Below are 25,213 nucleotides of genomic sequence, written 5' to 3' on the forward strand. Positions count from 1 at the left end.
TGGTTTACGCATGATCTTGTCCGAAAACCGGTGCCACGCGTCAGCCTTCGGCCGGCAGTGTCACGACGAAGCGGGCGCCCTTGATCTCGCCGGGTTTGGTGCCCGGGATGTTCTCGGCGGTCAGCGTGCCGCCATGGGCTTCGACGATCTGCCTGCTGATCGACAGGCCGAGACCTGAGTTCTGGCCGAACGCCTCGCCGGCCGGCCGGTCGGTGTAGAAGCGTTCGAAGATGCGGTCGATGTTGTCGGCCCTGATACCGGGACCATTGTCATCGACGGTGATGATGTTGACCTTGCCGGCGCGCGCCAGAGATATGGCGATATGACCGCGCTCTTCAGGAACGAAGGAGCGGGCATTCTCGATCAGATTGGTGATGACCTGGCCGATCCTCAGATCATGGCCGGCGACGAAATAGCCTTTGACGCCCTGCGGCAGTTTGGCGACCTTGAATTCGATATCGACCGTCTTCTTGTTACGCGTCGCCGTGCGCGAAACGTCGACCAGATCCGTGATGAATTTCTTGAGATCCACGGTTCCTGCGTCTTCCCGCGCGAGCTCGGCGTCAAGACGGGAGGCGTCGGAAATGTCGGTGATGAGACGGTCCAGCCGCCTGACGTCGTGCTGGATGATCTCCATCAGCCGGCCGCGCGACGTGTCGTTCTTGGCCAGCGGCAGGGTCTCCACCGCGCTGCGCAGCGAGGTCAGCGGGTTCTTCAATTCGTGCGAGACGTCAGCCGCGAAACTTTCGATCGCCTCGATGCGGGCGTAGAGCGCATTGGTCATGTCGCGCACGGCGATCGACAGATTGCCGATCTCGTCCTGCCGGTCGGAGAAGTCCGGGATTTCCTCGCGATTCTTGACGCCGCGCCGCACCCTGACCGCCGCCGCCGACAGCCGGCGCAGCGGGTTGGCGATGGTTGAGGCGAGCAGCATCGACAGGATCGCGGTGACAAGGGCGGCGATGCCGAAGACGCGCAGGATCGCCTTGCGCTCGGCCGCGACGATCTTGTCGATGTCGCCGCCTTCCGTCGACAGCATCAGCACGCCGAGGACGGCGCGGAAGCGCTGGATCGGCACGGCGACCGAAACAATCTGCTCGCCCTGTTCGGAGATCCGCACGATGGTCGACGGGCTGCCGGTAAGCGCCTTGACCACCTCCGGAAATGCTGCGCCATTGCCGCCCGGCTGTTCATGGTAGACCGGCAGCGCGGTGTTGCGGAAGAAGTCGAAGACGAACTTCTGGACACGTTCCAGAAGGTCGGGCTCTTCCGCGTCGACCGGCGGCAGGTCGTAGCGAAGGATCTGGCCACGCGAATAGAGATGACGGGAATCGAGCAGCAGATTGGCGTCGCGATCATAGATGCGGGCGCGCGTCCGTGTCGGCGAAATCAAGCGCCTAAGCACCGGCGCGACGCGCTCCGGATTGATCGGAAAATCGAGATTGTCGAGCTGATCGGAGCCGGGGCCGAGGCTTTCGCCGGCCTGCAGTTCAAGCAGCTTTTCCGGATCGATGCTGATCGAATCGGTCTCGACCGTTGCCGATGCCGCGATCGCGCCGGCGATGATCTCGCCCTGGGTCATCAGGCTTTCGACGCGGGCATCGATCAGCCCGTCGCGAAACGTGTTGAGGTAAAGAATGCCGGTGACCAGGACGGCCAGGCCGGCGAGGTTGAGGAAGAGAATGCGCCGCGTCAGGCTGGAAAAGATGTGGTGGCCTAGGAAACGGCGCATTGGCACCGTGATTTTCGACAGGAATGCCGGCAGAATCCGCGACGGGCGCCGGGCGCCCGTCCGTCTCACTCGCTCTACGTCCACTGCCATCGAATAGCAGCCCCCGCTCAGTCTTTAGTTTTGAGCATGTCGTTGTCCCAAAACCGGGACCACTTTTGGGCGACATGCATCAATTCATGCTTCGCGGAACCGATATCCGACTCCGTAAAGAGTTTCGATCATCTCGAAGTCATCATCGACGGCCTTGAACTTCTTGCGAAGCCGCTTGATGTGACTGTCGATGGTGCGGTCATCGACATAGACCTGCTCATCATAGGCCGAATCCATCAGCGCATCACGGCTTTTTACCACACCGGGGCGCTGGGCCAGAGAATGCAGGATCAGGAACTCGGTGACGGTAAGTGTCACCGGCTCGCCCTTCCAGGTGCAGGTGTGACGCTCCTGGTCCATGACAAGCTGGCCGCGCTCGAGCGAACGGGCCTGCTGGCTGGGCGTCTTGGCCGACGCCTCGCGGGCGCTGGCACGGCGCAGCACGGCGCGAACCCGCTCGACCAGAAGACGCTGCGAGAAGGGTTTGCGGATGAAGTCGTCGGCGCCCATCTTGAGGCCGAAAAGCTCATCGATCTCGTCGTCCTTGGACGTCAGGAAGATCACCGGCAGGTCGGATTTCTGGCGCATCCGGCGCAGAAGCTCCATGCCGTCCATGCGCGGCATCTTGATGTCGAGGATGGCGAGATTCGGCGGGCGCGCCGCCAGACCTTCCAGCGCCGACGCCCCATCCGTGTAAGTTTCGACGCGATACCCCTCCGATTCGAGGGCGATCGACACCGAAGTCAGAATGTTGCGGTCGTCGTCGACAAGCGCGATTGTTGCCATTTCAAGTGGCTCCCTCATGAGCTGTCCCTTCTTTGGTCGAGAAGGGGCTTCTGCAGGACAAATTAGGTACAAAATGTGGCACAGGCTTCGTCCGCTGTCACGAGCGGCACTCCGGCGGCCATAATTTCACCTCAACATGGATTGGACTGTTAAAGACCGCCAATCCTTTGGGCAACCGCCTGATTTTTTGCACATATAAACGATTTAAACAACTTTCAAAATATTTAAATCGATTAATTATTTGATATCATTTGGCTTTTCTGGTTGTCACCGTTACAGTCTCCTTGGTGGGGGCTCCGGAAATTCGCCGGCCAGGATGCTGCAAATCGAAGAAGGAACCCCTCATGTCGGAAGCCGGCAAACGCAATCCCGCATGGGCGATCGATCGGATCGGCCTAAAGACCACGGCCGCGGTGCGCTATAATTTCGGCGAAGCCGCCCTTTACGAGGAAGCGGTACGCCGCGGCGAGGCCCGGCTTACCGCGCATGGCGCGCTCGTCGCCGAGACCGGGCAGCACACCGGCCGCTCGCCCAAGGACAAATTCGTCGTGCGCGACGAGACCACCGGGCCGCATGTATGGTGGGACAACAACAAGGCGATTTCGCCGGCCCAGTTCGACACGCTGCTCGCCGATTTTCGCGCCCATGCGGCGGACAAGGATCTTTATGTGCAGGACCTGGTCGGCGGCGCCGATGCGGACTTGAAGCTGACGACCAGGGTCGTCACGGAGCTTGCCTGGCACTCCTTGTTCATCCGCAATCTGCTCATTCGCCCGGAAGCCGCCGAACTCGAGTATTTTGTGCCCGACTTGACGATCATTGACCTGCCGTCGTTCCGTGCCGATCCCGTCCGCCACGGCACCAGAACCGGAACGGTGATCGCCGTCGATCTCTCGCGCATGATCGTGCTGATCGGCGGCACCTCCTATGCCGGCGAAATGAAAAAATCGGTGTTCACCGTGCTCAACTATCTGTTGCCGGCGAAGGGCGTGATGCCGATGCACTGCTCGGCCAATGAAGGCGCCGGCGGAGATGCGGCCATCTTCTTCGGCCTCTCGGGAACCGGCAAGACGACGCTGTCGGCCGATCCGTCGCGCACGCTGGTCGGCGACGACGAGCACGGCTGGGGTCCGCATGGCATCTTCAATTTCGAAGGCGGCTGCTATGCCAAGACGATAAAGCTTTCGGCCGAAGCCGAGCCGGAGATCTTCGCCACCACCCAACGCTTCGGCACGGTCCTGGAGAATGTGGTGCTCGATGCGGGCCGCGTGCCGGATTTCGACGACGGCAGTCTCACTGAAAACACGCGCTGCGCCTATCCGCTCAATTTCATCCCCAACGCCAGCAAGACGGGCCGCGCCGGTCACCCGAAAAACATCATCATGCTGACCGCCGACGCATTCGGCGTGATGCCGCCGATCGCCCGGCTGACTCCGGCGCAGGCGATGTATCATTTCCTCTCCGGCTATACCGCCAAGGTGGCTGGGACCGAAAAGGGCGTCACCGAACCCGAAGCGACGTTTTCGACCTGTTTCGGCGCGCCATTCATGCCGCGCCATCCGTCGGAATACGGCAATCTGCTGCGCGAGCTGATCGCCCATCACGGTGTCGACTGCTGGCTGGTCAATACCGGCTGGACCGGCGGCGCCTATGGCACCGGCAAGCGGATGCCGATCAAGGCGACGCGGGCGCTGCTTGCCGCGGCGCTCGACGGCTCGCTGAAAGGGGCCGATTTCCGGACCGACGCCAATTTTGGTTTCGATGTGCCGGTGGCGGTTGCGGGCGTCGACCGCGCCATTCTCGATCCGAGATCGACATGGGCCGATACCTCAGCCTATGACCTGCAGGCGGCGAGGCTGGTCGGCATGTTTGCCATCAATTTCGAAAAATTCGAACCTCATGTCGACGCCATTGTGCTCGGCGCCGCGCCGCGCATGCGCGAAGCCGCGGAATAATCGCCGGCTGGGTACCCTGCGCCTCAAGGCCCGGACCGGAACCGGGAGGGCCCGACCCGGGGATCGGGCCTTTTCTTTTTTCGTCCGCCGCGCCATGACTGCGGCATGAACGCCGACGACAAGATCATCATTGCCGACGATGCGGTGATCCATCCGGATGACCTGCACGAGGACTTCATCCGCTCGTCCGGCCCTGGCGGCCAGAACGTCAACAAGGTGGCGACGGCGGTGCAATTGCGCTTCGATGCGGCGAATGCGCCGGGCCTGTCGGAGCGCGTCCGCGAGCGAACCATAAAGCTGGCCGGCCAGCGCGTCACCAAGGACGGCGTCATCGTCATCGAGGCCGGACGCTTCCGCACGCAAGAGCAGAACCGGGCGGACGCCCGGGCGCGGCTTGCAGAACTGGTCGCCAAGGCCGCCGAACCGCCGCCGCCGCCGCGCAAGAAGACGAGGCCGTCGAAAGGCGCGGTCGAAAGGCGGCTGAAGACCAAGGCTGGGCGCGGCACAATCAAGAAATTGCGCGGCCGGGTGGACGACGATTAGAGCGACGCGCGTCCGCTTGGACGCACACAGTACGCCTGACATTTTGTATCCACGCATCGTGCTTTCCGAAATCGATTCCAATTTTCGGGCCGATGCGGCAGGCGCGACATCGATCGCGCGGTCGACGGCTTCCAATTCAAGGTTGCAGGTGGCAAGTTCGGTATTCGCCACAGCAAGGGAGACCGCAGATGGGCATGTTTGATTTCGTCAAGGGCGTCGGCAAGAAGCTCGGCTTCGGCGACGATGAGCCGGAGCCGACCGCCGATACACTCAAGAAGGAACTCGATTCGCACGCGCTCGGCACCGACAATGTCGAAGTCGTCGTCGAAGGCGATACGGCTGTCCTGAAAGGCGTGGTCAAGGATCAGTCGATCTTCGAAAAGGCGGTTATCGCCGTCGGCAACACGCTCGGCGTGTCCAAGGTGCAGGCGGATGAGTTGCAGGTCGCCGCCCCCGAATCCGGCACACCCGCTGCCCCGGCCAAGGAACCGACCTTCTACACGGTCAAGAAAGGCGACAATCTCTGGAAGATCGCCGAAAAGAGCTACGGCAAGGGCAAGGGTGCGAAGAACACGATCATTTTCGAGGCCAACAAGCCGATGCTGACCCACCCGGACAAGATCTATCCGGGGCAGGTCCTGCGCATACCGGATCTCGATCAGGCCTGACCAGATCGGCGACAGCCAATTGACAACGGCGGCTTTCGGGTCGCCGTTTTCATTTGATGGTGACATTCTGGTTCTTCCAGACCAACGGATCAAGCGACCATGCTCGTTCTGCCCAAAGGCGTCCGCCACATGCCCGGCTATCTGTCCCGCGCGGTGCAGGAAGCGCTGGTCGAGGATGTGAGACGGGTCGTGCAGGACGCTCCGCTGTTCGTTCCAGCCATGCCCCGTACCGGCAAGGAGATGAGCGTGCGCATGACCAATTGCGGTTCGCTCGGCTGGGTCACCGACAAGGAGCGTGGCTATCGCTACCAGCCGACGCACCCGGTGACCGGAGCGCCCTGGCCGCCGATCCCCGACGTGCTGCTGCAGCTGTGGCGGGACGTGTCCGCCTATCCGCATCCGCCGGAGGCTTGCCTGGTCAATTTCTATTCGCCGGACGCGAAGATGGGCCTTCATCAAGACCGCGACGAGATCGATTTCTCCGCACCGGTCGTCTCCGTTTCACTGGGCGACGATTGCCTGTTCAGGGTCGGCCAGAGCACGCGCGAGGGCGGCACCAAATCGTTCAGGCTGAAAAGCGGCGACGTCGTCGTGCTTGGCGGCGAAGGCCGCCTCTGTTTTCACGGCGTCGACCGCATCTATCCGTCGACCTCGGCGTTGCTCAGGAATGGTGGGCGGATCAATCTGACGCTGCGGCGGGTGACCTATCCTGGCTAGAGTCGTATCGCCGTCTATCTCCTTGTTTAAGCACCGGATTTTTGCAAAACCGGCATCCGCTCTGGGTCACGGTCCAAGCCTGACGCTGCCGGAAAAGATCCAGCGTTCGAGAACGACAAAGTTGACCACCGGAATGAGAATGCAAGTGAGCAGTATCGGAATCACGACCGGCAGCCCGAACTGCCCGACGAGGAGCAGCGGAAGGAGATAGGCGATGGCAAGACCGAAACCGGTCAGCACGGCGAAACGCGGCGCTTCGAATTGATGCGAGCCGGCCGACATGAACGTGAAGAACTTGTGGCCCAGATAGGAGAATATTGCCGCGACCGCATAGGCGGCGACGGAGGCTGTGGCCGGCGACAGGTATGTTGACCCGGCGCTGGTGAAGAGGCTGGCGCAAAGCGCGTAGAGCACTGTGGCCGCAAGCCCCACCGAGGCGAATTTGAGAAGCCGGCGCGGAGCAAGTGTGCCGCGCCAGGTGGAAAAGTCAGGCCGGCGCAATGCAGGCATATTGATCACCGGCTGCTCCCGACAAATGCTCTGGAATTGGCAATCGAACTATAGCGGGCACTGCCTAAAGCGCCGTTAACCGCTTCGTTACAGCTTCCTGAGCGCCACTTCCTCGACCAGATGATTGGCGCCCTTGCGCAGGATGAGATCGGCGCGGGCTCGCGTCGGCAGGATGTTCTCGCGCAAATTCTTCAGATTGATGTTGGTCCACAGGCCCTCGGCGATGGCGCGGGCCGCTGCTTGCGAAAGTTGCGAATAGCGGTGGAAGAAGGAGTCCGGATCGCGGAAGGCTGTCTCGCGCAGCCGCATGAAGCGGGCGATGTACCATTGATGGATCAGCTCCTCTTCGGCATCGATATAGATGGCGAAGTCGAAGAAATCCGACAGGAAAGGCACGATCTTGCCGTCCTTCGGCAGCTTGCCCGGCTGCAGCACGTTGATGCCTTCGAAGATCAATATATCGGGCCGGTCGATGGTCTGGAACTCGCCGGGAACGACGTCGTAGGTCAGGTGCGAATAGACCGGCGCGCGGACATTGCGCTGCGCCGATTTGATGCCCGACAGGAAACGCAGCAATGCGCCGACGTCATAGCTGTCGGGAAAGCCCTTGCGTTCCATCAGATTGTTGCGGCGCAGGATTTCGTTGGGAAGCAGGAAGCCGTCTGTGGTGATCAGATCGACCTTGGGACTCGACGGCCAGCGCGCCAGCAATTCCTTGAGCACGCGCGCCGTGGTCGATTTGCCGACCGCGACAGAGCCGGCAATGCCGATGATGAAGGGCGTCTTGACGACATCCACCGCGTTGAAGAAGGCCTGGCGCTGCCTGAACAGAAGTTGGCTCGCCTCGACATGTGCCGACAACAGCCGGGACAGCGAAAGATAGATGCGCTTGACCTCTTCGAGGTCGACCGGGTCGTTGAGCGAACGCAGGCGACGGACCTCGTCCTCGCCGAGCGTCATCGGCGTGTCGGCGCGGAACTGCGACCATTGCTCTGCCGAGAAAAAACGAAAGGGCGAATATTTCTCGGTGGGGGCGAGCTGGTCCATCGAGTTTCCTACCCTCCGCAGCGATCAGCCCCGGTCCTGCCGAGACGCCTTTTCGGCGATGCCCGAACGACCGGTGCGGCGTTCGAGTTCGGTCAGGACATCGGCAAGCGGAATGCCGGCGACGCCCAGAACGACAAGCCAATGATAGATGAGATCGGCGCTTTCCGAAACGAGGGCTTGTCTGTCACCGCCAACCGCCGCGATCACCGTTTCGACCGCCTCTTCGCCGAGCTTCTGCGCCGCCTTGTCCATGCCGCGTGCGAACAGCTTTGCCGTCCACGAACCCGGATCGCCGGAATGCGCGCGTTCCCTGATGATTGTCTCCAGATCGGAAAGCGAAAACTCAGCCATGGCGCCATCTATCTGCTTGTTTAAGCACGATCTTTTCCGAAAACCGGTTGCCATTTTTCGCTGGCGCGGACCTTCGGTTCGGGATCATGCTTTAGAGCCGATCACCCGGGGAGTCCAGTCGCATCGGCAGGCCGGCGCGGGCCATATGCGCCTTGGCTTCGGCAATGCTGTAGGTGCCGAAATGGAAGATCGATGCCGCCAGCACCGCGCCGGCATGGCCGTCGCGAATGCCCTCGACCATGTGATCGAGCGTGCCGACGCCGCCGGAGGCGATGACCGGCGCACGCACGGCGTCGGCTACCGCGCGGGTGAGCGCGATGTCGTAGCCGGCCTTGGTGCCGTCGCGGTCCATCGACGTCAGCAGGATCTCGCCGGCGCCGCGATCGACCATCTGCTGAGCGAATTCGACCGCGTCGATGCCGGTCTTTTCGCGGCCGCCATGGGTAAAAATCTCCCAGCGGTCGGCCTCGCCTTCGCCCGATACTTTCTTGGCATCGATGGCGATGACGATGCACTGGTTGCCGAATTTGTCAGCCGCCTCGGCGACGAAATCGGGATTCTTCACCGCCGCCGTATTGATCGACACCTTGTCGGCGCCGGCCAAAAGCAGCTTTCTTATGTCGGCGACCTGTCGCACGCCGCCGCCGACGGTCAGCGGCATGAAGCATTGTTCGGCGGTGCGGGCGACGATGTCGAAGATGGTTTCGCGATTTTCGGACGAAGCGGTGATGTCGAGGAAGCAGAGTTCGTCGGCGCCAGCGGCGTCATAGGCCTTGGCCGCCTCGACCGGATCGCCGGCATCGACCAGGTCGACGAAGTTGACGCCCTTGACGACGCGGCCGTTCTTGACGTCGAGACAGGGGATGACGCGGGCTTTCAGCATCACATCCTCGCAAGCGCGGCAAGAAAATCGCCAAGCAATTGCCCAACGACAGGCGGAACCTCGCCCTTGGCGTCAAAGGCAGGATCGTAGGCGGACAGGGTGACGCCGACGATCGGGATCGACTTGGCCAGCCCGCAAACCAGTTGCCGCAGTTGCTCCGGATTTGGACCTCCCGGCCGTGCATAGCGGTTCACTTGCAGCACATCCGGATCGTGAACATCCAGATCCAGATGCAAATGCACTTGGGCCGCGCCGGCCGCCTTTAGCTTTCCGACATTATCGAGTGCATCGGCCCATTGGGCGCGAATGATTGGCAACGTCTCCAGAAGCCGCCTTTCATCGGGATCGAGGTCGCGTGCATCGACCAGCATGCACCGCGACGGGTCGATCGCCTGGAAGCCGGGAATCGCTGACGTCATAGGGCGCCAGCAGAGCCCCAGCGTCGTCGCCAGCGCCATGCCGTCGAGAAAGCCGTAGGCGGACGTCTCGGGCGTGTTGAGATCGCCATGCTGATCGATCCAGATGATCGAGTCAGCGGTATCGCGAGCCACCGCACCGGCGGCGGTCAGGCAATTTCCGGTGAGCACAATGGGAAAACGCTCATCGTCGCGCGCCATGTCGACCTTGGTGGCGACTGCCCGACAAACCGCGAAACCTGTCGCGATTTCGCGTTTCTGGGCATCGCCGACTTCGCCGATGTCCTCGACGACGACATCGTGGCCGCGAAAGGCAAGTTCATCGACGAGGCCGCCGGCAATGATGGCGTCGGGGCCCTGGCCACAGCCGGCATGATAAAGGCCGCTGTCATAGGGTGCGAGGATGACCGAGAGTTTCATCGCGCCCTCGCCTTCTCCGGTCCTGCCGCCAGGATCGCCAGTGCCTCGGCCGGATCGATACGCCCGTCATAAAGCGCGCGGCCGGAGATGGCACCTTCGAGTTTTTGCGCATCGGGCATGGTCATGCGCACGATGTCGGCGATCGAGGCAAGCCCCCCGGAGGCGATGACCGGGATTGAAACTGCTTCGGCGAGATCGATGGTGGTATCCCAGTTTATGCCGGTCAGCACACCGTCGCGGTCGATGTCGGTGTAGATGATGGCGGCGACGCCGGCGCCCTCGAACTTCCTCGCCAGTTCGATGACGCCGAGGCTCGAGGCCTCGGCCCAGCCCTCGACCGCGACCTTGCCGCCCTTGGCGTCGATGCCGACTGCGATCTTGCCCGGGAACGCCTTGCAGGCCTGCCTGACCAGATCCGGATCGCGCACGGCCACCGTGCCGAGGATGATCCGCGCCAGCCCGCGATCGAGCCAGTCCTCGACCTGCGCCAGGGTGCGGATGCCGCCGCCGAGCTGCACCGGGTTTTTCGTCACCTTGAGGATGGCGCCGACCGCCGCGCTGTTGACGCTCTGGCCCTTGAAGGCGCCGTTGAGGTCAACGACATGCAGCCATTCAAAGCCTTGTTGCTCGAAGGCCCTGGCCTGCGCGGCCGGGTCGTCATTGTAGATCGTCGCAGTCGCCATATCGCCGTGCTTCAGGCGCACGCACTTGCCGTCCTTGAGGTCGATGGCCGGGAACAGGATCACTTTCAGGCGCCCTCGACGATCGCGAAATGGCCGGTCGAAGCCGCCAGTCGATTCCGCAGTGCGGTCTGATAGGCCGGCGACTGGTAACAGTTCAGCGCTGTCTGATAAGAGTCGAACTCGACCACAACATGCCTGTCAAATTCCGATCCTTCTGGGTTTGTGACCTGTCCGCCGCGCACGAGATAGCGGCCGTCGTAGCGCGAAATGGCGTCACCGATGGCGTCACGGTAGCGCTGATAACCGTCGGGGTCAGTCACCGTGAGCATGACCACCCAGTAGCCTTTCTTACTCATGATCCTAGGGCCTCCAGCGCAGAAAATTGGTGATCAGCGCCAGGCCAAGCGCCTGGCTCTTTTCGGGATGAAACTGCGTGCCGGCGAGATTGCCGCTGACAACAGCGGCCGTCACCGGACCACCGTAGTCGGCAATCGCCAGCACCTCCTCCGGCTTCTGCGCGTCGAGATGGTAGGAATGAACGAAATAGGCGTGCAGTCCCTTGGCGCCGGTCGGAATGCCGGAAAACAGCGGATGCTTGCGCGTGAGCTCGATCGTGTTCCAGCCGATCTGTGGGATCTTCAGCGCAGGATCGGCCGGGGTGATCTCCTTGACGTCGCCGGCGATCCAGCCAAAACCTTTTGTAACGGTCTTTTCCAGGCCCCGCTCCGACATCAGCTGCATGCCGACGCAGATGCCGAGGAATGGCCGCCCCTTGACGATCGCGACCTCCTCGACCGCTTCCCACATGCCGGCCACAGCGCGCAGCCCGGCCGCGCAATCGGCATATGCGCCGACGCCGGGCAGGACGATGCGATCGGCGGTCCTGACACGCTCGGCATCGGCGGTCAGGTCGATCGCTGCGGCGATACCGGCTTCATGCGCGGCGCGCTCGAAGGCCTTGGTGGCCGAGCGCAGGTTGCCCGAGCCGTAATCGATGATCGCGGCCCGCATGTCAGGGTCTTCCGGGAGTGTGGTTCAACCCTAGCGCGATGCCCATATGTGTCGGCCGGGCATGGGCGGCGTCCGGAACGATGCGCGGCACTGGCGCTTGCTCGTCCGCTTGCGCTTCGGCTTCCAGCACATAGCGCGTATCGGCATCGTCGAGCCTGTTGGCCTCGACGACGCCCCATTCATGCCAGCCACGACGGCGCAGTGCGGCGATCCGCAAGGCCTGACCCTCCAGCCCGACATAGAGCGATACAAGCAGCGACAGCAGCGGGCCGGCCAGCCCAAGCCTCAGCCCTTCGGCAAGCATCGAAAGCAGAGCCATGGCGACAAACGCCAGTGCTGCCTCGATCCACAACCGGTGCCAGAGCAACCACAGCGGCGACACGAGGAAGCCGAGCCAGGAAAAACCATCCCGGACAAAGGTTACATCAGGCTTTTCGCCGCGGCCCGGCGGTTCCATCACGACATAGACGGCCATGGCCTATCCCTTCAGAGATCCCTTGGTGGACGGAACCGCATCCGGCTGGCGCGGGTCGCTTTCAAGCGCGAAACGCAGCGCGCGCGCCACCGCCTTGAAGCAGGTCTCGGCGATGTGATGATTGTTTGCGCCGTAGTGGTTGGCTACATGCAGCGTGATGCCGGCATTCTGCGCCAGGGCCTGGAAGAATTCGCGCACCAGTTCGGTGTCGAACGTGCCGATCTTCGGCGACGAGAACGCAACGTTCCAGACAAGGAAAGGACGGCCGGAAACGTCGATCGCCGCGCGCGTCAGCGTCTCGTCCATGGCGAGATCGACCGAGGCATAGCGCATGATGCCGCGCCGCTCGCCCAACGCCTTGGCCAGCGCCTGGCCGAGCGCGATGCCGGTGTCCTCGACCGTGTGGTGGTCGTCTATGTGCAGATCGCCCTTGGCCTTGACTGTCATGTCGATCAGCGAATGCCGCGACAGCTGGTCCAGCATGTGGTCGAAGAAACCGACGCCCGTCGAAATATCGGATTTTCCCGAGCCGTCGACCTGGACCGACACGGAGATGTCGGTCTCCCCAGTCTTGCGGCTGGCGTTGGCGGAACGGGGCGGCATGACCTCATCCTTGTCCAGAGTTCAGACGTTCCAAGCGTCCACGTGCTTGAAAACGAGAGCCTTCTAGCAGCATGATCCGGCGATTGCCAGTTGCCATGCCAGGGGATATCGAGCCTGGCGGGTGGCTGGTTTGCAATCATCGGACCTATGCATACATATGGCCGATCAAGTCACTCGTAACGCGCCAATCGCCTTTTCGGGACCGGTGCTGATCGGAGCAGAAGATGTCGAATGAACTGACCATGCACGCCACGACCATCGTGACGGTGCGCAAGGGCGGCAAGGTGGTGATTGCCGGCGACGGCCAGGTCAGTCTCGGCCAGACCATCATGAAGGGCAATGCCAAGAAGGTGCGCCGCATCGGCAAAAGCGGCAATGTCATTGCCGGTTTCGCCGGCGCCACCGCTGACGCCTTCACCCTTCTGGAGCGGCTGGAAGCCAAGCTCGAACAATATCCGGAGCAATTGACGCGGGCCTGCGTCGAACTCGCCAAGGACTGGCGCACCGACCGCTATCTGCGCCGGCTTGAAGCGATGATGCTGGTTGCCGACAGATCGGTTTCGCTGGCGCTGACCGGCACCGGCGACGTGCTCGAACCCGAACATGGCGTCATGGCCATCGGTTCGGGCGGCAATTACGCGCTAGCCGCGGCGCGCGCACTGATGGACACCGACAAAGATGCCGAGGAGATCGCGCGCAAGGCGATGCAGATCGCATCCGACATTTGCGTCTACACCAACAACAACTTCGTCATCGAAACGCTCGATGCCGGCTGAACCGGCCGCTGGCCATGATCCAGAAAAGTGGAAACCGGTTTTTGCTCCGCTGACCTTCGGTTCGGAGAAGATCATGGCCAAACAAGAAAATAGATACGATTTTCGGCCGGTGACGGAGTCGGACCTGCCGATGATTGCGGCATGGCTGGCCGAGCCGCATGTCGCGGAGTGGTGGGATGATCCCGAGACGGAGATCGCCCAGATCCGCCAACACATCGACAGCATTTCCGTCGAACCGCTGATCATCGAGCTCGATGGCGAGCCGATCGGCTACATGCAGAGCTACGACCCGCATCTGGAAGACGGCCATCCCTATAGCGACCAGCCGTTCGGTACGCTCGGCATAGATTTGTCGATCGGCAGGCCTGAGCTTATCGGACGCGGCCACGGCTCGGCAATTGTCCGGCAGTTCGTGGAACAGCTGTTCGAGGAAGGGGCGCCGCGTGTCATCATCGACCCGGATCCATCCAACGGACGAGCGATCCGCGCCTATGAAAAGGCCGGTTTCAGAGCTATCGATCGAAGGCAATCGGAATATGGCGACGCCGTGCTGATGGCAATCGACGCCGAAGAGGACGATATCGAATAAGGCGACGCCGAATAAAGCCGAAGAGGGGCAGTAACAGCATGAGCACAACCGGCGCCGACAAACCCGTCTCGGCCTATGAAGACAGCTGGCGGATGGGACTTCTGCTGGTCCTCGGCCTGATCATATTCCAGGCTGGAGTCCTTTACGGCATGGGCCGAACCCCGATCTGCACATGCGGCTATGTCAAGCTGTGGCACGGCATCGTGCAGAGTTCGGAGAATTCCCAGCATATTTCCGACTGGTACACATTCTCGCACCTCATCCATGGCTTCCTGTTCTATGCGCTGGCGTGGGCTCTGTTCCCGCGCTCGCCGATCGGGCTCAGGCTGGCATTTGCGGTCGTCATTGAGGGCGGTTGGGAACTTCTCGAGAACAGCTCGTTGATCATCGAGCGCTATCGCGCCGGCACGATCTCCCTCGACTACTATGGCGACAGCATCATCAATTCGGTGGCGGACACGCTGGCGATGGTGCTGGGATTTGTGATGGCGCGCAGGCTTCCTATATGGGTGATCGTGACCCTGGCCGTCATCTTCGAATTCGGTGTCGGCTACCTCATCCGGGACAATCTGACGCTCAACGTGATCATGCTGCTGCATCCGTTCGAGTCCATCCGGCAGTGGCAAAGTGGAATTTAGGAATATGAGCACATTCTCGCCCCGTGAAATCGTTTCGGAACTCGATCGCTTCATCATCGGCCAGAAGGACGCCAAGCGCGCCGTGGCCATCGCCCTGCGCAACCGCTGGCGCCGCCAGCAGCTCGAAGGCCAGATGCGTGAAGAGGTGATGCCGAAGAACATCCTGATGATCGGCCCGACCGGCGTCGGCAAGACCGAGATCTCGCGCCGCCTGGCACGCCTTGCCGGTGCGCCGTTCGTCAAGGTCGAGGCGACCAAGTTCACCGAAGTCGGCTATGTCGGCCGCGACGTCGAGCAGATCATCCGCGACCTGGTCGAGATCGCCATCGGCCTGGTGCGCGAGAAGATGCGCGAGGATGTCAAGGCGCGCGCCCATATCAATGCCGAGGAACGTGTGCTGGAAGCGCTCGTCGGCAAGACGGCGAGCCCGGGCACACGTGACAATTTCCGCAAGAAGCTGCGCGACGGCGAGCTCGACAACAAGGAGATCGAGATCGAAGTAAGCGACACCGGCACTGGCGGCATGCCCGGCTTCGAGATTCCCGGCATGCCGGGCGCAAATATCGGCGTGTTGAACATCAACGACATGCTGTCGAAAGCGATGGGCGGCCAGAAGACCAAGACGCGCAAGACGACGGTGAAGGAATCGTACACGGTGCTGGTCGGCGACGAGTCCGACAAGCTGCTCGACCAGGACGAGGTGGTGCGCAGGGCGCTCGAATCGACCGAAAACGACGGCATCGTCTTCCTCGACGAGATCGACAAGATCGCCTCGCGGGAAGGCGGCATGGGCGCCGGTGTTTCCCGCGAAGGCGTGCAGCGCGACCTGCTGCCGCTTGTCGAAGGCACAACGGTGGCGACCAAATACGGACCGGTGAAGACCGACCACATCCTGTTCATCGCATCGGGTGCGTTTCACATCGCCAAGCCATCGGACCTGCTGCCGGAACTGCAGGGCCGACTGCCGATCCGCGTCGAGCTGCGTGCACTGGAGAAGGACGATTTCGTCCGCATCCTGACCGAGACCGAGGCCAGCCTTATCAAGCAGTACATCGCGCTGATGAAGACCGAGGGCGTCGATCTCGTCTTCACCGACGACGCCATCGATTCGCTGGCCGGCATTGCGGTCGATCTCAACGCCAGCGTCGAGAACATCGGCGCCAGGCGGCTGCAGACGGTCATGGAGCGGGTGCTGGACGAAATCTCCTATGACGCGCCGGACCGGCACGGCACGGCGGTGACCATCGACGCAGCCTATGTGCAAAAGCATGTCGGCGACCTGTCCAGAAACACGGATTTGTCGCGTTTCATCCTGTAGCAGGCGATCCATCCCACAAGAAATGGGCCGGGGGAGCCGGCAGGTTCTGAAACGTGTGGCCAAATGGAAGCATCTGGCCAGCATTTGTCTTGCCCGGCGCAGGGGCCCTCGACTCCACTTCCAGCTTTACCTAGTTTGCCCGGCAACTACAGCGCCGCGCATCGGTTGGGCGTGCAAAGGGCGCTATACAGTTGGTTTTGCGCATGACCCCGAAAATCGATTCCGGGGGTCATGCGCTTTTGCAGGCGGCGGCGCATGAAAAAACTGATCCTCGTCATTCTCGGGCTGACGCTGGCGACAGCCATGTTCGCCGCCGAAGCGGCGACGATGGTCCCGCCGGGCAACAGTCATGCCGAGCAGCCCAACATACCGGGCGCCTCGAGCCGGCGCACCCAAGCCACCAACACCACCTTCCAGGCAAAATACCGCAAGGTCTATGCGCTGCTGCAGCACGACGCCGGTCTTCGCGGCAAGATCAGCCAAGCGGCTGCGACCTATGGCATCGACCCTATGCATATCGTCGGCGCCATAGTCGGCGAGCACACCTACAATGTCGACGCCTACGACCGGCTGCAGACCTACTACGTCAAGGCGATCTCTTATCTGTCGAGCAAGCTGTCCTTCGCCTATGAAGGCGAGGACATCACCGATTTCGTGCAGCGGCCGCAATTCCAGGAATGCGCCGGCAAATCGGACAGTTACGCGCTCTGGGAATGCCGCGAGCAGGTTTGGAACCAGTCCTTTCGCGGCAAGACTGTCGGCGGTGAGAGCTTCCCCGACGACCGCTTCGGCGCCACTTTCTTCCAGCCCTATTATGCCGGCCAGACTTTTGGCCTCGGTCAGCTCAATCCGCTGACGGCGTTGCAGATGAGCGATCTCGTGCACCAGGTTTCCGGCCTGCCGAAGCTCGACGTCGGCGATCCGAACGCGGTCTACAAGACCATCATGGATCCGGACCTGACATTGGATTATGTCGCAGCGACGATTCGGAAATCCATCGATGCCTACCAGAGCATTGCCGGCTTCGACATATCGGACAATCCCGGCATCACATCGACGCTCTACAATGTCGGCAATCCGGAACAGCGTGCCCATGCGCTGAAGGCCGAGAACGACAGGCGCCGCGACGCGGGCGAACCGGAGAAGCTGCCCGAGGAAAATTACTATGGCTGGCTGGTCAACGACAAATTGCCGGAGCTGAAGGCGCTGTTTTAGTTGTTAAATCCGACGCTTGGTACCTGACGACCACAGCCGCCCTGGGGTGGAGCCGCTGTTGGTGAGAGCCGATACAAGAGCGCAAATGCGCCAATAGGCGGACGAGGCACTCGGCCAGGGAGCCTATTGCCCTTGATGCAATGCCCTTCATCCGCACTTAGGCTCGGGGTTCGCGCCTCACTTCGGAAGCCGTTCGTAAGCGCCTAAGTTGCCCAGGAGGGTTTCCTGTGGTCCGCTTGAAGGCACGGCTGAAAGCGGCTTCGGAAGCATATCCCAGGCGCGCGGCGATGGCTGGGATCGTCAGGCTCGGGTCAAGGAGCAGGCGTTTTGCTTCGCGCATTCGGAATTCGAGCACATAGCGGGCCGGCGATACCCCAAGCACATGTGAAAAACGTTCGGCGAAGGTCGACCGCGACATGGCCGCAGTTCTCGCCAATCGGGCCAAAGACCAGTTTTCCCCCGGTCTCGTATGGATGTCGAGCAGGGCGGGGCCAAGTCCTCGATCGCGCAGCGCAGCGAGCCAGCCTCGGCGATGATCATCGCTATCCCTGGCCCAATCGCGAACAATGATGCTGATGGCCGCATCGGCCAGACGGGCCATTATTGTGGCCGAGCCGACGCTTTCTTCCGCCATCTCCGCCGCCATTACCTCCAGCAGCATGCCGAGAGATCGGGTGCGGTTCGGTCCCTCGCGAAACACAAGTTTTGCGGGCATGGTCCCAATCAATCGATCGGCCAGCGGTTCCTCGAAATCCACGGTGCAGCAGAAAATGAGGGATCGGGCACCCCCGCCGCCGGTGTTGAGGGAATAGCTTGTGCCGGATATCTGTCTTGGCCCCAAGAGGGTGAGATCGGTCACCGCGCTCTCAGGGTCGTCGGCGATGACATGTTTGGTGCCATGTGGCAGGAGCACGACATCGCCCTGGTCCAACCGCTCTGGTTCAGACCCCTCGATAAGCACCCAACAGCTGCCTTCGGCGACGAAATGGAAGCGAATTCCCTTTTGGAATTGCAGGCCGATGCCCCAAGGCCGCGTTACCTCGGCCCGGCAGTAACTCGCTTCCGCTGGCCTGAGATCCCGCAGGAACTGTCCAAGAAGATGGACGACAGGATCGGCAGAATTGGATGATCGAGCATACATCTCGGACGCAGTATCATTGTTCGTCCGGCATTCCACAATAGGCTCTTCCCTGCTGCCAGTAGATTCGTGGCAACGTGGCAACATTGAGGGAGATGTCAGTGTCTTTGCTAAAGCTCGTGGCGGCGGTTGCCGCGGTTATTATCCTGCCGTCTCAGACTTACGCCCTGGAGAATACATACCTGCCCGTTGAGAAGGTGCCGTATTATGAGGAAATGCCTGACCAGCCCCACCGGCTGGGCCCCTTATGGGGCAAGCGCGATGTGGGTCCGGCTGGAACGCTGCTGAAAGTCCCGGGGGGATGGCAAGCACCGATACATGCACATACGGCAGACTATCAGGGCATTGTCATTGAGGGCACCTGGAGCCACTCGGTGCCGGAAACGGGTGAGGGCCGAAACATCGAGCTGCAGCCCGGATCATATTGGACCCGGAAGGCAGACCAGATGCATGCCGATGCCTGTATGTCGGAAAAGCAGTGCGTGATCCTTCTTATCAACACCGAACCTTATTCCACTCTTTTCAAGAGCCGATAGCTGGACATCAACATGGAGCGTGACCTGGAAGGACAGAGGGTGGTTGTCGTCGGCGCGAGCTCGGGAATCGGGCATGCCGTGGCTTGGGAGGTGGCGGCCCGCGGCGCGGAGGTCGTTATGATGTCCCGCTCCATGGACAAGCTCCAACGCGCATCAGAAGGCATGCGGGGACATGTGCGGCTTCATGCAGCCGATATGCGCGATGCGGTTGGCGTCGCCAATGCCCTTGCCGATTACGACACAATTGACCATCTGGTCCTCACTGCAGTCGCCGACGAACTGGCGCGGGCAAAGCCGCTCGCCGATCTGACGGATGAGGATGTCGAACGCAGCTTCGACAAGATGCGAGGTTACTTCACAGTCGTGCAGGCTGCAGCGCATCGCCTTTCGCCCACTGGCTCGATCGTGATGATGTGCGGCGCGGCGGCGGTCCGCCCTCCCGCTATGGGGTTCTCCCTTCTTGCCGCTGAAGGTGCTTCCATTCCGGGTTTCGGCAAGGCGCTTGCCAGGGAGCTTTCACCCGTTCGCGTGACCGTGGTCATGGCAGGGCTGGTGGATACGCCTATAAACAGCGCACGCCGTGAGCAAAGTGCCAAGTGGGCTGAAACCTCGCTGCCCGCTCGCCGCTTTGGACAGCCGGAAGATTTGGCGGATGCGATTATCTTCGCAATGCGCAATCCATATACGACAGGTGGAATTCTGGTTGTGGATGGAGGCCTGCTGATTGCCTGACAAAGACAGAGCTTGCCTTCGTCTGGGCGCGTTCCGTCATTTCTTCCAATAGTTCGGGGAACCCGCCGCGGCTCACGCCGCCAGCAGCGACTTCAGCTTGATCGTTTGCGAGCCGAGCGCATCTGGCGCCGGCTTTGCCCTCTTGGCGATCAGCATCTCGGCCAGCCTTATGTCGCGGCCGACGGAATTGCCTGGGCCGATGCCGCTCGCCGCGACCAGCCTGCCGTCCTCGGCGAGGTGGAACAAGATGAAGGCGCCATCGTCGAGGTCGCGGCGCACAACCTTGCTGCCCTCGTCCGACAGGCCTGATATCTGCAAGGTCAGGCCGTATTGATCCGACCAGAACCATGGCACCGCCGCGTGGCTTTCACCGGCGCCAAGCATGTTCCTGGCCGCAAGCGCGCCATGCTCCTGCGCGTTCCGCCAGGCTTCCAGCCGCACGCGCCGGCCGCCATAGACGGCAAGCGGAAACGAGCAGCAATCGCCGGCGGCGAAGATGGCCGGATCGCTGGTGCGAAGCTCGGCATCGACAGCTATGCCGTTGTCGATCGTCAGCCCCGCTTCCGCGGCAAGTCCGGTCACCGGCACGGCGCCGATGCCGATCACTGCCAGGTCGGCGACGATGTCCTTTCCGCCCGCAAGCGCGATGCGCACCCCGGCGCCGTCGTCGGCGATCGCCGCGATGCCGTCGCCGCACAGGATTTTGACGCCTTCGGCTTCATGCGCCTCGTGGATGATTTTGGCGATCTCGGCCGGCACGCCGCGCATCAGGATCCGCGGCTGCGCCTCGATGACGGTGACCGTGGCCCCCAGCCTGCGTGCCGCGGCGGCGAGCTCAAGACCGATGAAGCCGCCGCCGACGATGGCGATTCGGTTTCCGGCGCTGAGATGCGCGCGAATGGCCAGCGCGTCATTAAAGGTCCGGAGGTAGACGCAGCGCGCGCCAAGCCCCGGCATCGGCAGCTTACGCGGAGTTGAGCCGGTCGCCAGCAAGAGTTTGTCGTAAGGCAGGACCGCACCGTCCGACAGGTGCACGACGTGCGCCGCGCAGTCGATCGCCATCGCCTGAACCGAATGGATATGCCGGATCGACCTCTCGGACAGTATTTCATCGCTGGCGATCGCCTTGATCTCGGGCGCATCACTAGCCATCGCTTCTTTCGACAGCGGCGGCCGCTCATAGGGCAGATGCGGCTCGTCACCGATCAGCGTCACCGGCCCGTCATAGCCGAGATCGCGCAACGCCAAGGCAGCCCGCCCGCCGCATTCGCCGGCACCGATGATGACCATCCCCTTCGTCATCACCGTCACACTATCTGCACCAGGACTTTGCCGGCGTCGAGCTTGACCGGATAAGTCCTGAGATTGACGCAGACCGGCGCGCCCCTGGCCGCACCGGTCTTGTAGCTGAAGCGGCCATTGTGCTTCGGGCATTCAATGATGTCGTCCATCACCAGCCCGTCAGCCAGATGCACCTTCTCATGCGTGCACAAACCGTCCGTCGCGAAATATTCGTCGTCGGGGCTGCGATAGATGGCGAAGGTGCGTCCGCCATGGTCGAACCGCATCACGTCCTCTTCGTCGATGTCTTCGGCGTCACAGGCCTCGACCCAGTCGCTCATCAGTCCTCCCGGCAGAATTTTGCTTGGTCAGCTTGCCCGGCATGTTGCTTGGCATGGGCGCATATCATTCCGCTGCTGCCGCGACAGCATCGTTGTCGTTGTGAAATTCCTCGCGATAGGGCTTCGCGGTCGGCGGCAGTTCGCGCTTGAGGAAATAGTCTTCATTGCGCAGCTGGCGCAGGAAGGCAGGCACCATCTCGCGATAGCCGGCCAGGATCGACTGCGTCGGCGCTGGCAGGTCGTGCTTGATCATCTCGTGCAGCCTGGGCAGCGCGTGGTAGGGCACCATCGGGAACATATGGTGCTCGACATGGTAGTTCATGTTCCAGTAGATGAAGCGGCTGATCGGGTTCATGTAGACGGTGCGGCTGTTGAGGCGATGGTCGACTACATTTTCGGCGAGGCCGCCATGCTGCAGCAGGCCGGTCATGACATGATGCCAGGCGCCGTAAAGCCGGGGCAGACCGACCAGCATCAAGGGCAGGAACGACCCGCTATAAATTGCCAGCACGATGGTCGCGGCATAGATCGCGGTCCAGATGCGGGCAATGCGGATCGCCTTTGGCTGCTCCTGCTCGGGAATGAAGGTCTTTTCCGCCGGGCTGATGATGCCGGCCGCATTGCGCACCATGTCGCTCATGGCATGCCAGGCATCGACAATGCCGAAGAAATTGAGCACGACGCGCAACAGGTCCGGTGGGCGCATCACCGCGATTTCTGGATCGCGGCCGACGATGATCGTATCGGTGTGATGCCGGGTATGGCTCCAGCGCCAGGTCACCGGATTGCGCATGATCATGAAGCAGGCGAGCTGATAGATCACGTCGTTCATCCACTGCGTCCTGAACGCGGTGCCGTGACCGCATTCGTGCCAGCGGGAATCGGTGGAAGAGCCGTAAACGACGCCATAGACGAAGAAGAACGGCACGCACCACCAGGTGCCCCAGAACCAGGCGCCGCCTGCGCCGCTAAGGATCAGGACGGCGAGCCAGATGATGGTGTCGCGGATCGCCGGGCCGTCGGAGCGCTGCATTAGCTCCTTCATCTGCTTGCGCGGGATATCGGTATGATACCATTCGGCCGCCGCCAGCCCGGTCTCGACGGCGAGCTTGGCGTCGCGGCCGATCAGGCTGTAGTCGCGCCGGGACGGTGCTGCGTCGAACATTGCGTCCATGAGAGTGCCTCCACCAGCGTCCTGCAATCCGCCCGGTCAATGACCAGGCCGTGGTTGCAGGCCTCGAAGCCTAGAAGTAACGCCAAGCCATGATAGGCTCAATATCACAAAGATGGTTTCTATCATTTTCCATCAGAATGATGTAAACCAATTTGGCAAGCGGAGAGATAGCCATGGCAAAACGGCCGACCATCACCGATCTGGCGCGCACCTCCGGCGTCAGCGTCGCCACCGTCGACCGGGTGCTGAACAACCGCCTGCCGGTGCGCGAGGAAACCGCGCGCCGCGTCTATGAGGCCGCCACCAGCATCGGCTACCACGCCGCCGGGCTGATCAAGCAGCGGATGCGCCAGGAACTGCCGGAATATCGGCTCGGCTTTCTGCTGCTGAGGGGCAATGATGTTTTCTACAGTGATTTCGCGCGGGAACTCGAACTGGCGGTGTCGCAATCGCAGCGCTTCCGCGGCGTCGCAACCATCGATTTCGCCAGTTCGCTGGCCCCCGACGAGATCGCCGCCCAGATGCGCAAGCTGGCGGCGAAGTCCAGGGCGGTCGCCCTTGTCGGTCCGGACCATCCGACGCTGACGGCAGCCGTCGAGACCCTGAAGGCAAGGGGGCAACCCGTCTTCTCCCTGCTATCCGACTTTGCCGCTGGCATCCGCGAGGGCTATGTCGGCCTCGACAACCGCAAGGTCGGTCGCACCGCGGCCTGGATGATCGCCAGGGCGGCGAGGAAGCCTGGCAAGGTAGCGCTTTTTGTCGGCAGCCATCGCTTCCATGGCCATGAGCTACGCGAGATCGGCTTCAGATCATTTTTCCGCGAGCATGCGCCGGAATTCACGGTGATGGAGACGCTGGTCAACCTGGAAGCCAACCAGGTGACCCATGATGCGATGATCGATCTTCTGGCGCGGTACCCGGATCTTGCCGGCTGCTACGTCGCCGGCGGCGGCATGGAAGGCGCGGTTTCCGCGCTCAGGGCAGCGAGGCCGGTAAATATGCCGGTGGTCGTTTGCAATGAGATCAACGCCGAGTCGCGCGCGGCGCTCGCCGACAACATCCTGACCATGGTGATTTCGACGCCGCTGGCAGCACTATGCCGCGAGCTTGTCGATCTGATGGCGCATGCCATCGAGGCAGGCGCTGCCAACGCGCCGGGCCAGACCTTCCTGCCCTTCGACATCTATCTGCCGGAAAACATCTAGATTCGGGCAAAACATCTAGGCTCAGCCAATGCATCCAGGTTCAGATCGGGCACCACGATGCATCGGCAATGATGTGAACCATCAGCCTGATGGATTCTTGCAGAAGATTTGCCGGCGCTCAGCCGCGTTGTCCGAAAATCCGCCATCCGATTTCGGAATCTCCTTGACGCCCGCAGGCGGAATGGAATAAATATTTCACCAGATAGGTATTTTGGTTCTTTCGTTCCGGAACATCTGTTTCAAGCAGAGGACTTGGCGTTCCAGCCAGCGCGGAAATCGCCATCGGGAACGGAGTTGGCAATCGGGAGAGATTCCCCTGGAGATCGGGGATTCCGGGTAGATCGGTGCAGCCGGACACCAATTCTGTGGAGGAGAGATAAAATGAAGAAACTGCTGTTGGGCGCCGCATTCTTGGCGCTGATGAGCTCGTCCGCCCTCGCTGCCAAAATCGGCGTGTCAATGGCGCTTTTCGACGACAATTTCCTCACCGTGCTGCGCAACGGCATGATCGAGCAGGCCAAGGGCATGGACGGCGTGGAGCTGCAGGTCGAGGACGCGCAGAACGACGTCGCCAAGCAACTCGACCAGATCAAGAACTTTGTCGCCTCGGGCGTCGACGCGATCATCGTCAATCCGGTCGACACCTCGGCCACCCAGGCAATGTCGGACGCCGCCGCTGCGGCCAATGTTCCGCTGGTTTATGTCAACCGCGAGCCGGTCAATGTCGACACACTGCCGGACAACCAGGCCTTCGTCGCCTCGAACGAGGTTGAGTCAGGCACTCTCGAGACCCAGGAAGTCTGCCGCCTGTTCAAGGAAGCCGGCAAGACCGAGGCCAATGTCTACGTGATCATGGGCGAGCTGTCGAACCAGGCCGCGGTGCAGCGCACCAAGGACATTGACGATGTGATCGCCACTCCGGAATGCAGCTTCATCAAGATCATCGACAAGCAGACGTCGAACTGGAAACGCGAGGAAGCGCAGAACCTGATGACCAACTGGCTGTCGACCGGCAAGCCGTTCGACGGTGTGATCGCCAACAATGACGAAAGCGCCATCGGTGCGATCCAGGCCATGAAGGCTGCCAACCTCGATATGAAGTCAGTTGTCGTCGGCGGCGTGGACGCCACTCAGGACGCGCTTGCCGCGATGCAGGCGGGCGATCTCGACGTCACCGTATTCCAGGATGCGGCCGGCCAGGGTGCCGGGGCGCTGGACGCGGCGCTCAAGCTTTCCAAGGGCGAGGCGGTTGAACAGAAGGTCTACATCCCCTTCCAGCTGGTCACGCCGGCAAACATCGACAAGTTCCTGCAGAAGAACTGAGGCGGAGGACCCGATTTTCGATAGGGAGCGGCGCGGCAGAGCATCGGACCGGTTTGA

Annotated in this window: 29 protein-coding genes; 13 read left to right on the top strand and 16 right to left on the bottom strand. The window is 61.7% G+C overall.

Going from position 1 to position 25,213, the window contains the following annotated elements; all coding sequences use genetic code 11:
* Positions 1 to 40 precede the first annotated feature (40 nt).
* On the bottom strand, positions 41 to 1,822 hold the full coding sequence (locus tag A9K68_RS01910; protein WP_029347437.1) for a sensor histidine kinase: 1,782 nt from the start codon (positions 1,820 to 1,822) through the stop codon (positions 41 to 43).
* A gap of 84 nt (positions 1,823 to 1,906) precedes the next feature.
* Positions 1,907 to 2,608: a response regulator transcription factor gene (locus tag A9K68_RS01915; protein WP_065011523.1), complete on the bottom strand. Its 702-nt coding sequence runs from the start codon at positions 2,606 to 2,608 to the stop codon at positions 1,907 to 1,909.
* A 344-nt stretch (positions 2,609 to 2,952) separates the two neighbouring features.
* Here A9K68_RS01915 and A9K68_RS01920 point away from each other — a divergent pair, with 344 nt between their 5' ends.
* The 4 genes from A9K68_RS01920 to A9K68_RS01935 all read left to right on the top strand — a co-directional run bounded on the left by A9K68_RS01920 (position 2,953) and on the right by A9K68_RS01935 (position 6,491).
* Entirely contained in the window at positions 2,953 to 4,563 is a 1,611-nt protein-coding gene (locus A9K68_RS01920) for a phosphoenolpyruvate carboxykinase (protein WP_065011524.1), read from the top strand.
* Positions 4,564 to 4,668: 105 nt separating this feature from the next.
* A complete protein-coding gene (gene arfB, locus A9K68_RS01925) occupies positions 4,669 to 5,106 on the top strand; it encodes an alternative ribosome rescue aminoacyl-tRNA hydrolase ArfB (protein WP_065011525.1) in 438 nt (145 codons plus the stop codon).
* 188 nt (positions 5,107 to 5,294) lie between these two features.
* Positions 5,295 to 5,774: a peptidoglycan-binding protein LysM gene (gene lysM, locus A9K68_RS01930; RefSeq protein WP_065011526.1), complete on the top strand. Its 480-nt coding sequence runs from the start codon at positions 5,295 to 5,297 to the stop codon at positions 5,772 to 5,774.
* Between the two features lie 99 nt (positions 5,775 to 5,873).
* A complete protein-coding gene (locus tag A9K68_RS01935) occupies positions 5,874 to 6,491 on the top strand; it encodes an alpha-ketoglutarate-dependent dioxygenase AlkB (protein ID WP_065011527.1) in 618 nt (205 codons plus the stop codon).
* 66 nt (positions 6,492 to 6,557) lie between these two features.
* On the opposite strand, the gene A9K68_RS01940 is transcribed toward A9K68_RS01935, so the two are convergent.
* The 10 genes from A9K68_RS01940 to hisB form a co-directional block, all read right to left on the bottom strand.
* The gene (locus A9K68_RS01940; protein WP_065011674.1) at positions 6,558 to 7,001 is read right to left on the bottom strand and encodes a GtrA family protein; all 444 of its coding nucleotides are present in this window, start codon (positions 6,999 to 7,001) and stop codon (positions 6,558 to 6,560) included.
* A gap of 87 nt (positions 7,002 to 7,088) precedes the next feature.
* Entirely contained in the window at positions 7,089 to 8,048 is a 960-nt protein-coding gene (coaA, locus tag A9K68_RS01945; protein WP_065011528.1) for a type I pantothenate kinase, read from the bottom strand.
* Between the two features lie 24 nt (positions 8,049 to 8,072).
* Positions 8,073 to 8,399 carry a phosphoribosyl-ATP diphosphatase gene (locus A9K68_RS01950; RefSeq protein WP_065011529.1) on the bottom strand — a complete coding sequence of 109 codons (327 nt, stop codon included), beginning with the start codon at positions 8,397 to 8,399 and terminating at the stop codon, positions 8,073 to 8,075.
* A 91-nt stretch (positions 8,400 to 8,490) separates the two neighbouring features.
* Positions 8,491 to 9,282: an imidazole glycerol phosphate synthase subunit HisF gene (hisF, locus tag A9K68_RS01955; RefSeq protein ID WP_065011530.1), complete on the bottom strand. Its 792-nt coding sequence runs from the start codon at positions 9,280 to 9,282 to the stop codon at positions 8,491 to 8,493.
* Entirely contained in the window at positions 9,282 to 10,118 is an 837-nt protein-coding gene (locus A9K68_RS01960) for an arginase family protein (RefSeq protein WP_065011531.1), read from the bottom strand. Before A9K68_RS01960 ends, hisF begins: the two co-directional genes overlap by 1 nt.
* Entirely contained in the window at positions 10,115 to 10,864 is a 750-nt protein-coding gene (gene hisA / locus A9K68_RS01965; RefSeq protein WP_065011532.1) for a 1-(5-phosphoribosyl)-5-[(5-phosphoribosylamino)methylideneamino]imidazole-4-carboxamide isomerase, read from the bottom strand. The genes A9K68_RS01960 and hisA overlap by 4 nt, the downstream gene beginning before the upstream one ends.
* A gap of 2 nt (positions 10,865 to 10,866) precedes the next feature.
* The gene (locus tag A9K68_RS01970) at positions 10,867 to 11,157 is read right to left on the bottom strand and encodes a DUF1330 domain-containing protein (protein ID WP_029347422.1); all 291 of its coding nucleotides are present in this window, start codon (positions 11,155 to 11,157) and stop codon (positions 10,867 to 10,869) included.
* 4 nt (positions 11,158 to 11,161) lie between these two features.
* Entirely contained in the window at positions 11,162 to 11,812 is a 651-nt protein-coding gene (hisH, locus tag A9K68_RS01975) for an imidazole glycerol phosphate synthase subunit HisH (protein WP_065011533.1), read from the bottom strand.
* A gap of 1 nt (position 11,813) precedes the next feature.
* Positions 11,814 to 12,287, bottom strand: a complete 474-nt coding sequence (locus A9K68_RS01980; RefSeq protein ID WP_065011534.1) for a DUF2628 domain-containing protein — start codon at positions 12,285 to 12,287, stop codon at positions 11,814 to 11,816.
* A 3-nt stretch (positions 12,288 to 12,290) separates the two neighbouring features.
* Positions 12,291 to 12,890, bottom strand: coding sequence for an imidazoleglycerol-phosphate dehydratase HisB (hisB, locus tag A9K68_RS01985; RefSeq protein ID WP_065011535.1), 600 nt, complete (start codon positions 12,888 to 12,890; stop codon positions 12,291 to 12,293).
* Positions 12,891 to 13,114: 224 nt separating this feature from the next.
* On the opposite strand from hisB, the gene hslV reads away from it, so the two are divergent.
* The 5 genes from hslV to A9K68_RS02010 all read left to right on the top strand — a co-directional run bounded on the left by hslV (position 13,115) and on the right by A9K68_RS02010 (position 17,426).
* Positions 13,115 to 13,666: an ATP-dependent protease subunit HslV gene (gene hslV, locus A9K68_RS01990; protein ID WP_065011536.1), complete on the top strand. Its 552-nt coding sequence runs from the start codon at positions 13,115 to 13,117 to the stop codon at positions 13,664 to 13,666.
* A gap of 73 nt (positions 13,667 to 13,739) precedes the next feature.
* The gene (locus A9K68_RS01995; protein WP_065011675.1) at positions 13,740 to 14,255 is read left to right on the top strand and encodes a GNAT family N-acetyltransferase; all 516 of its coding nucleotides are present in this window, start codon (positions 13,740 to 13,742) and stop codon (positions 14,253 to 14,255) included.
* A 38-nt stretch (positions 14,256 to 14,293) separates the two neighbouring features.
* Positions 14,294 to 14,893, top strand: a complete 600-nt coding sequence (locus tag A9K68_RS02000; protein WP_065011537.1) for a DUF2585 domain-containing protein — start codon at positions 14,294 to 14,296, stop codon at positions 14,891 to 14,893.
* Between the two features lie 4 nt (positions 14,894 to 14,897).
* On the top strand, positions 14,898 to 16,211 hold the full coding sequence (gene hslU, locus A9K68_RS02005; RefSeq protein WP_065011538.1) for an ATP-dependent protease ATPase subunit HslU: 1,314 nt from the start codon (positions 14,898 to 14,900) through the stop codon (positions 16,209 to 16,211).
* A gap of 255 nt (positions 16,212 to 16,466) precedes the next feature.
* Positions 16,467 to 17,426: a DUF1402 family protein gene (locus A9K68_RS02010; protein WP_065011539.1), complete on the top strand. Its 960-nt coding sequence runs from the start codon at positions 16,467 to 16,469 to the stop codon at positions 17,424 to 17,426.
* Positions 17,427 to 17,583: 157 nt separating this feature from the next.
* Here the strand turns inward: A9K68_RS02010 and A9K68_RS02015 are convergent, their stop codons facing one another.
* Positions 17,584 to 18,651 carry an AraC family transcriptional regulator gene (locus A9K68_RS02015; protein ID WP_156768532.1) on the bottom strand — a complete coding sequence of 356 codons (1,068 nt, stop codon included), beginning with the start codon at positions 18,649 to 18,651 and terminating at the stop codon, positions 17,584 to 17,586.
* A 14-nt stretch (positions 18,652 to 18,665) separates the two neighbouring features.
* Here A9K68_RS02015 and A9K68_RS02020 point away from each other — a divergent pair, with 14 nt between their 5' ends.
* On the top strand, positions 18,666 to 19,100 hold the full coding sequence (locus tag A9K68_RS02020) for a DUF4437 domain-containing protein (RefSeq protein ID WP_246811278.1): 435 nt from the start codon (positions 18,666 to 18,668) through the stop codon (positions 19,098 to 19,100).
* 39 nt (positions 19,101 to 19,139) lie between these two features.
* Positions 19,140 to 19,832, top strand: coding sequence for an SDR family oxidoreductase (locus A9K68_RS02025; protein WP_163602979.1), 693 nt, complete (start codon positions 19,140 to 19,142; stop codon positions 19,830 to 19,832).
* 72 nt (positions 19,833 to 19,904) lie between these two features.
* On the opposite strand, the gene A9K68_RS02030 is transcribed toward A9K68_RS02025, so the two are convergent.
* The 3 genes from A9K68_RS02030 to A9K68_RS02040 all read right to left on the bottom strand — a co-directional run bounded on the left by A9K68_RS02030 (position 19,905) and on the right by A9K68_RS02040 (position 22,628).
* Positions 19,905 to 21,134, bottom strand: coding sequence for an FAD-dependent oxidoreductase (locus A9K68_RS02030; RefSeq protein ID WP_082982717.1), 1,230 nt, complete (start codon positions 21,132 to 21,134; stop codon positions 19,905 to 19,907).
* Positions 21,135 to 21,139: 5 nt separating this feature from the next.
* A complete protein-coding gene (locus A9K68_RS02035; RefSeq protein WP_065011545.1) occupies positions 21,140 to 21,454 on the bottom strand; it encodes a MocE family 2Fe-2S type ferredoxin in 315 nt (104 codons plus the stop codon).
* 64 nt (positions 21,455 to 21,518) lie between these two features.
* Positions 21,519 to 22,628 (bottom strand): fatty acid desaturase family protein, encoded by a 1,110-nt coding sequence (locus A9K68_RS02040; RefSeq protein ID WP_065011546.1) that lies wholly within the window; start codon positions 22,626 to 22,628, stop codon positions 21,519 to 21,521.
* Positions 22,629 to 22,801: 173 nt separating this feature from the next.
* On the opposite strand from A9K68_RS02040, the gene A9K68_RS02045 reads away from it, so the two are divergent.
* Together A9K68_RS02045 and A9K68_RS02050 are read left to right on the top strand one after the other, a co-directional pair.
* A complete protein-coding gene (locus A9K68_RS02045) occupies positions 22,802 to 23,833 on the top strand; it encodes a LacI family DNA-binding transcriptional regulator (RefSeq protein ID WP_065011547.1) in 1,032 nt (343 codons plus the stop codon).
* A gap of 381 nt (positions 23,834 to 24,214) precedes the next feature.
* Complete coding sequence (locus A9K68_RS02050) at positions 24,215 to 25,156, top strand: sugar ABC transporter substrate-binding protein (protein WP_065011548.1); 942 nt, start codon at positions 24,215 to 24,217, stop codon at positions 25,154 to 25,156.
* Positions 25,157 to 25,213 lie beyond the last annotated feature (57 nt).

The sequence above is a fragment of the Mesorhizobium sp. AA22 genome (assembly GCF_001672375.2).
GTDB lineage: Bacteria > Pseudomonadota > Alphaproteobacteria > Rhizobiales > Rhizobiaceae > Mesorhizobium > Mesorhizobium wenxiniae.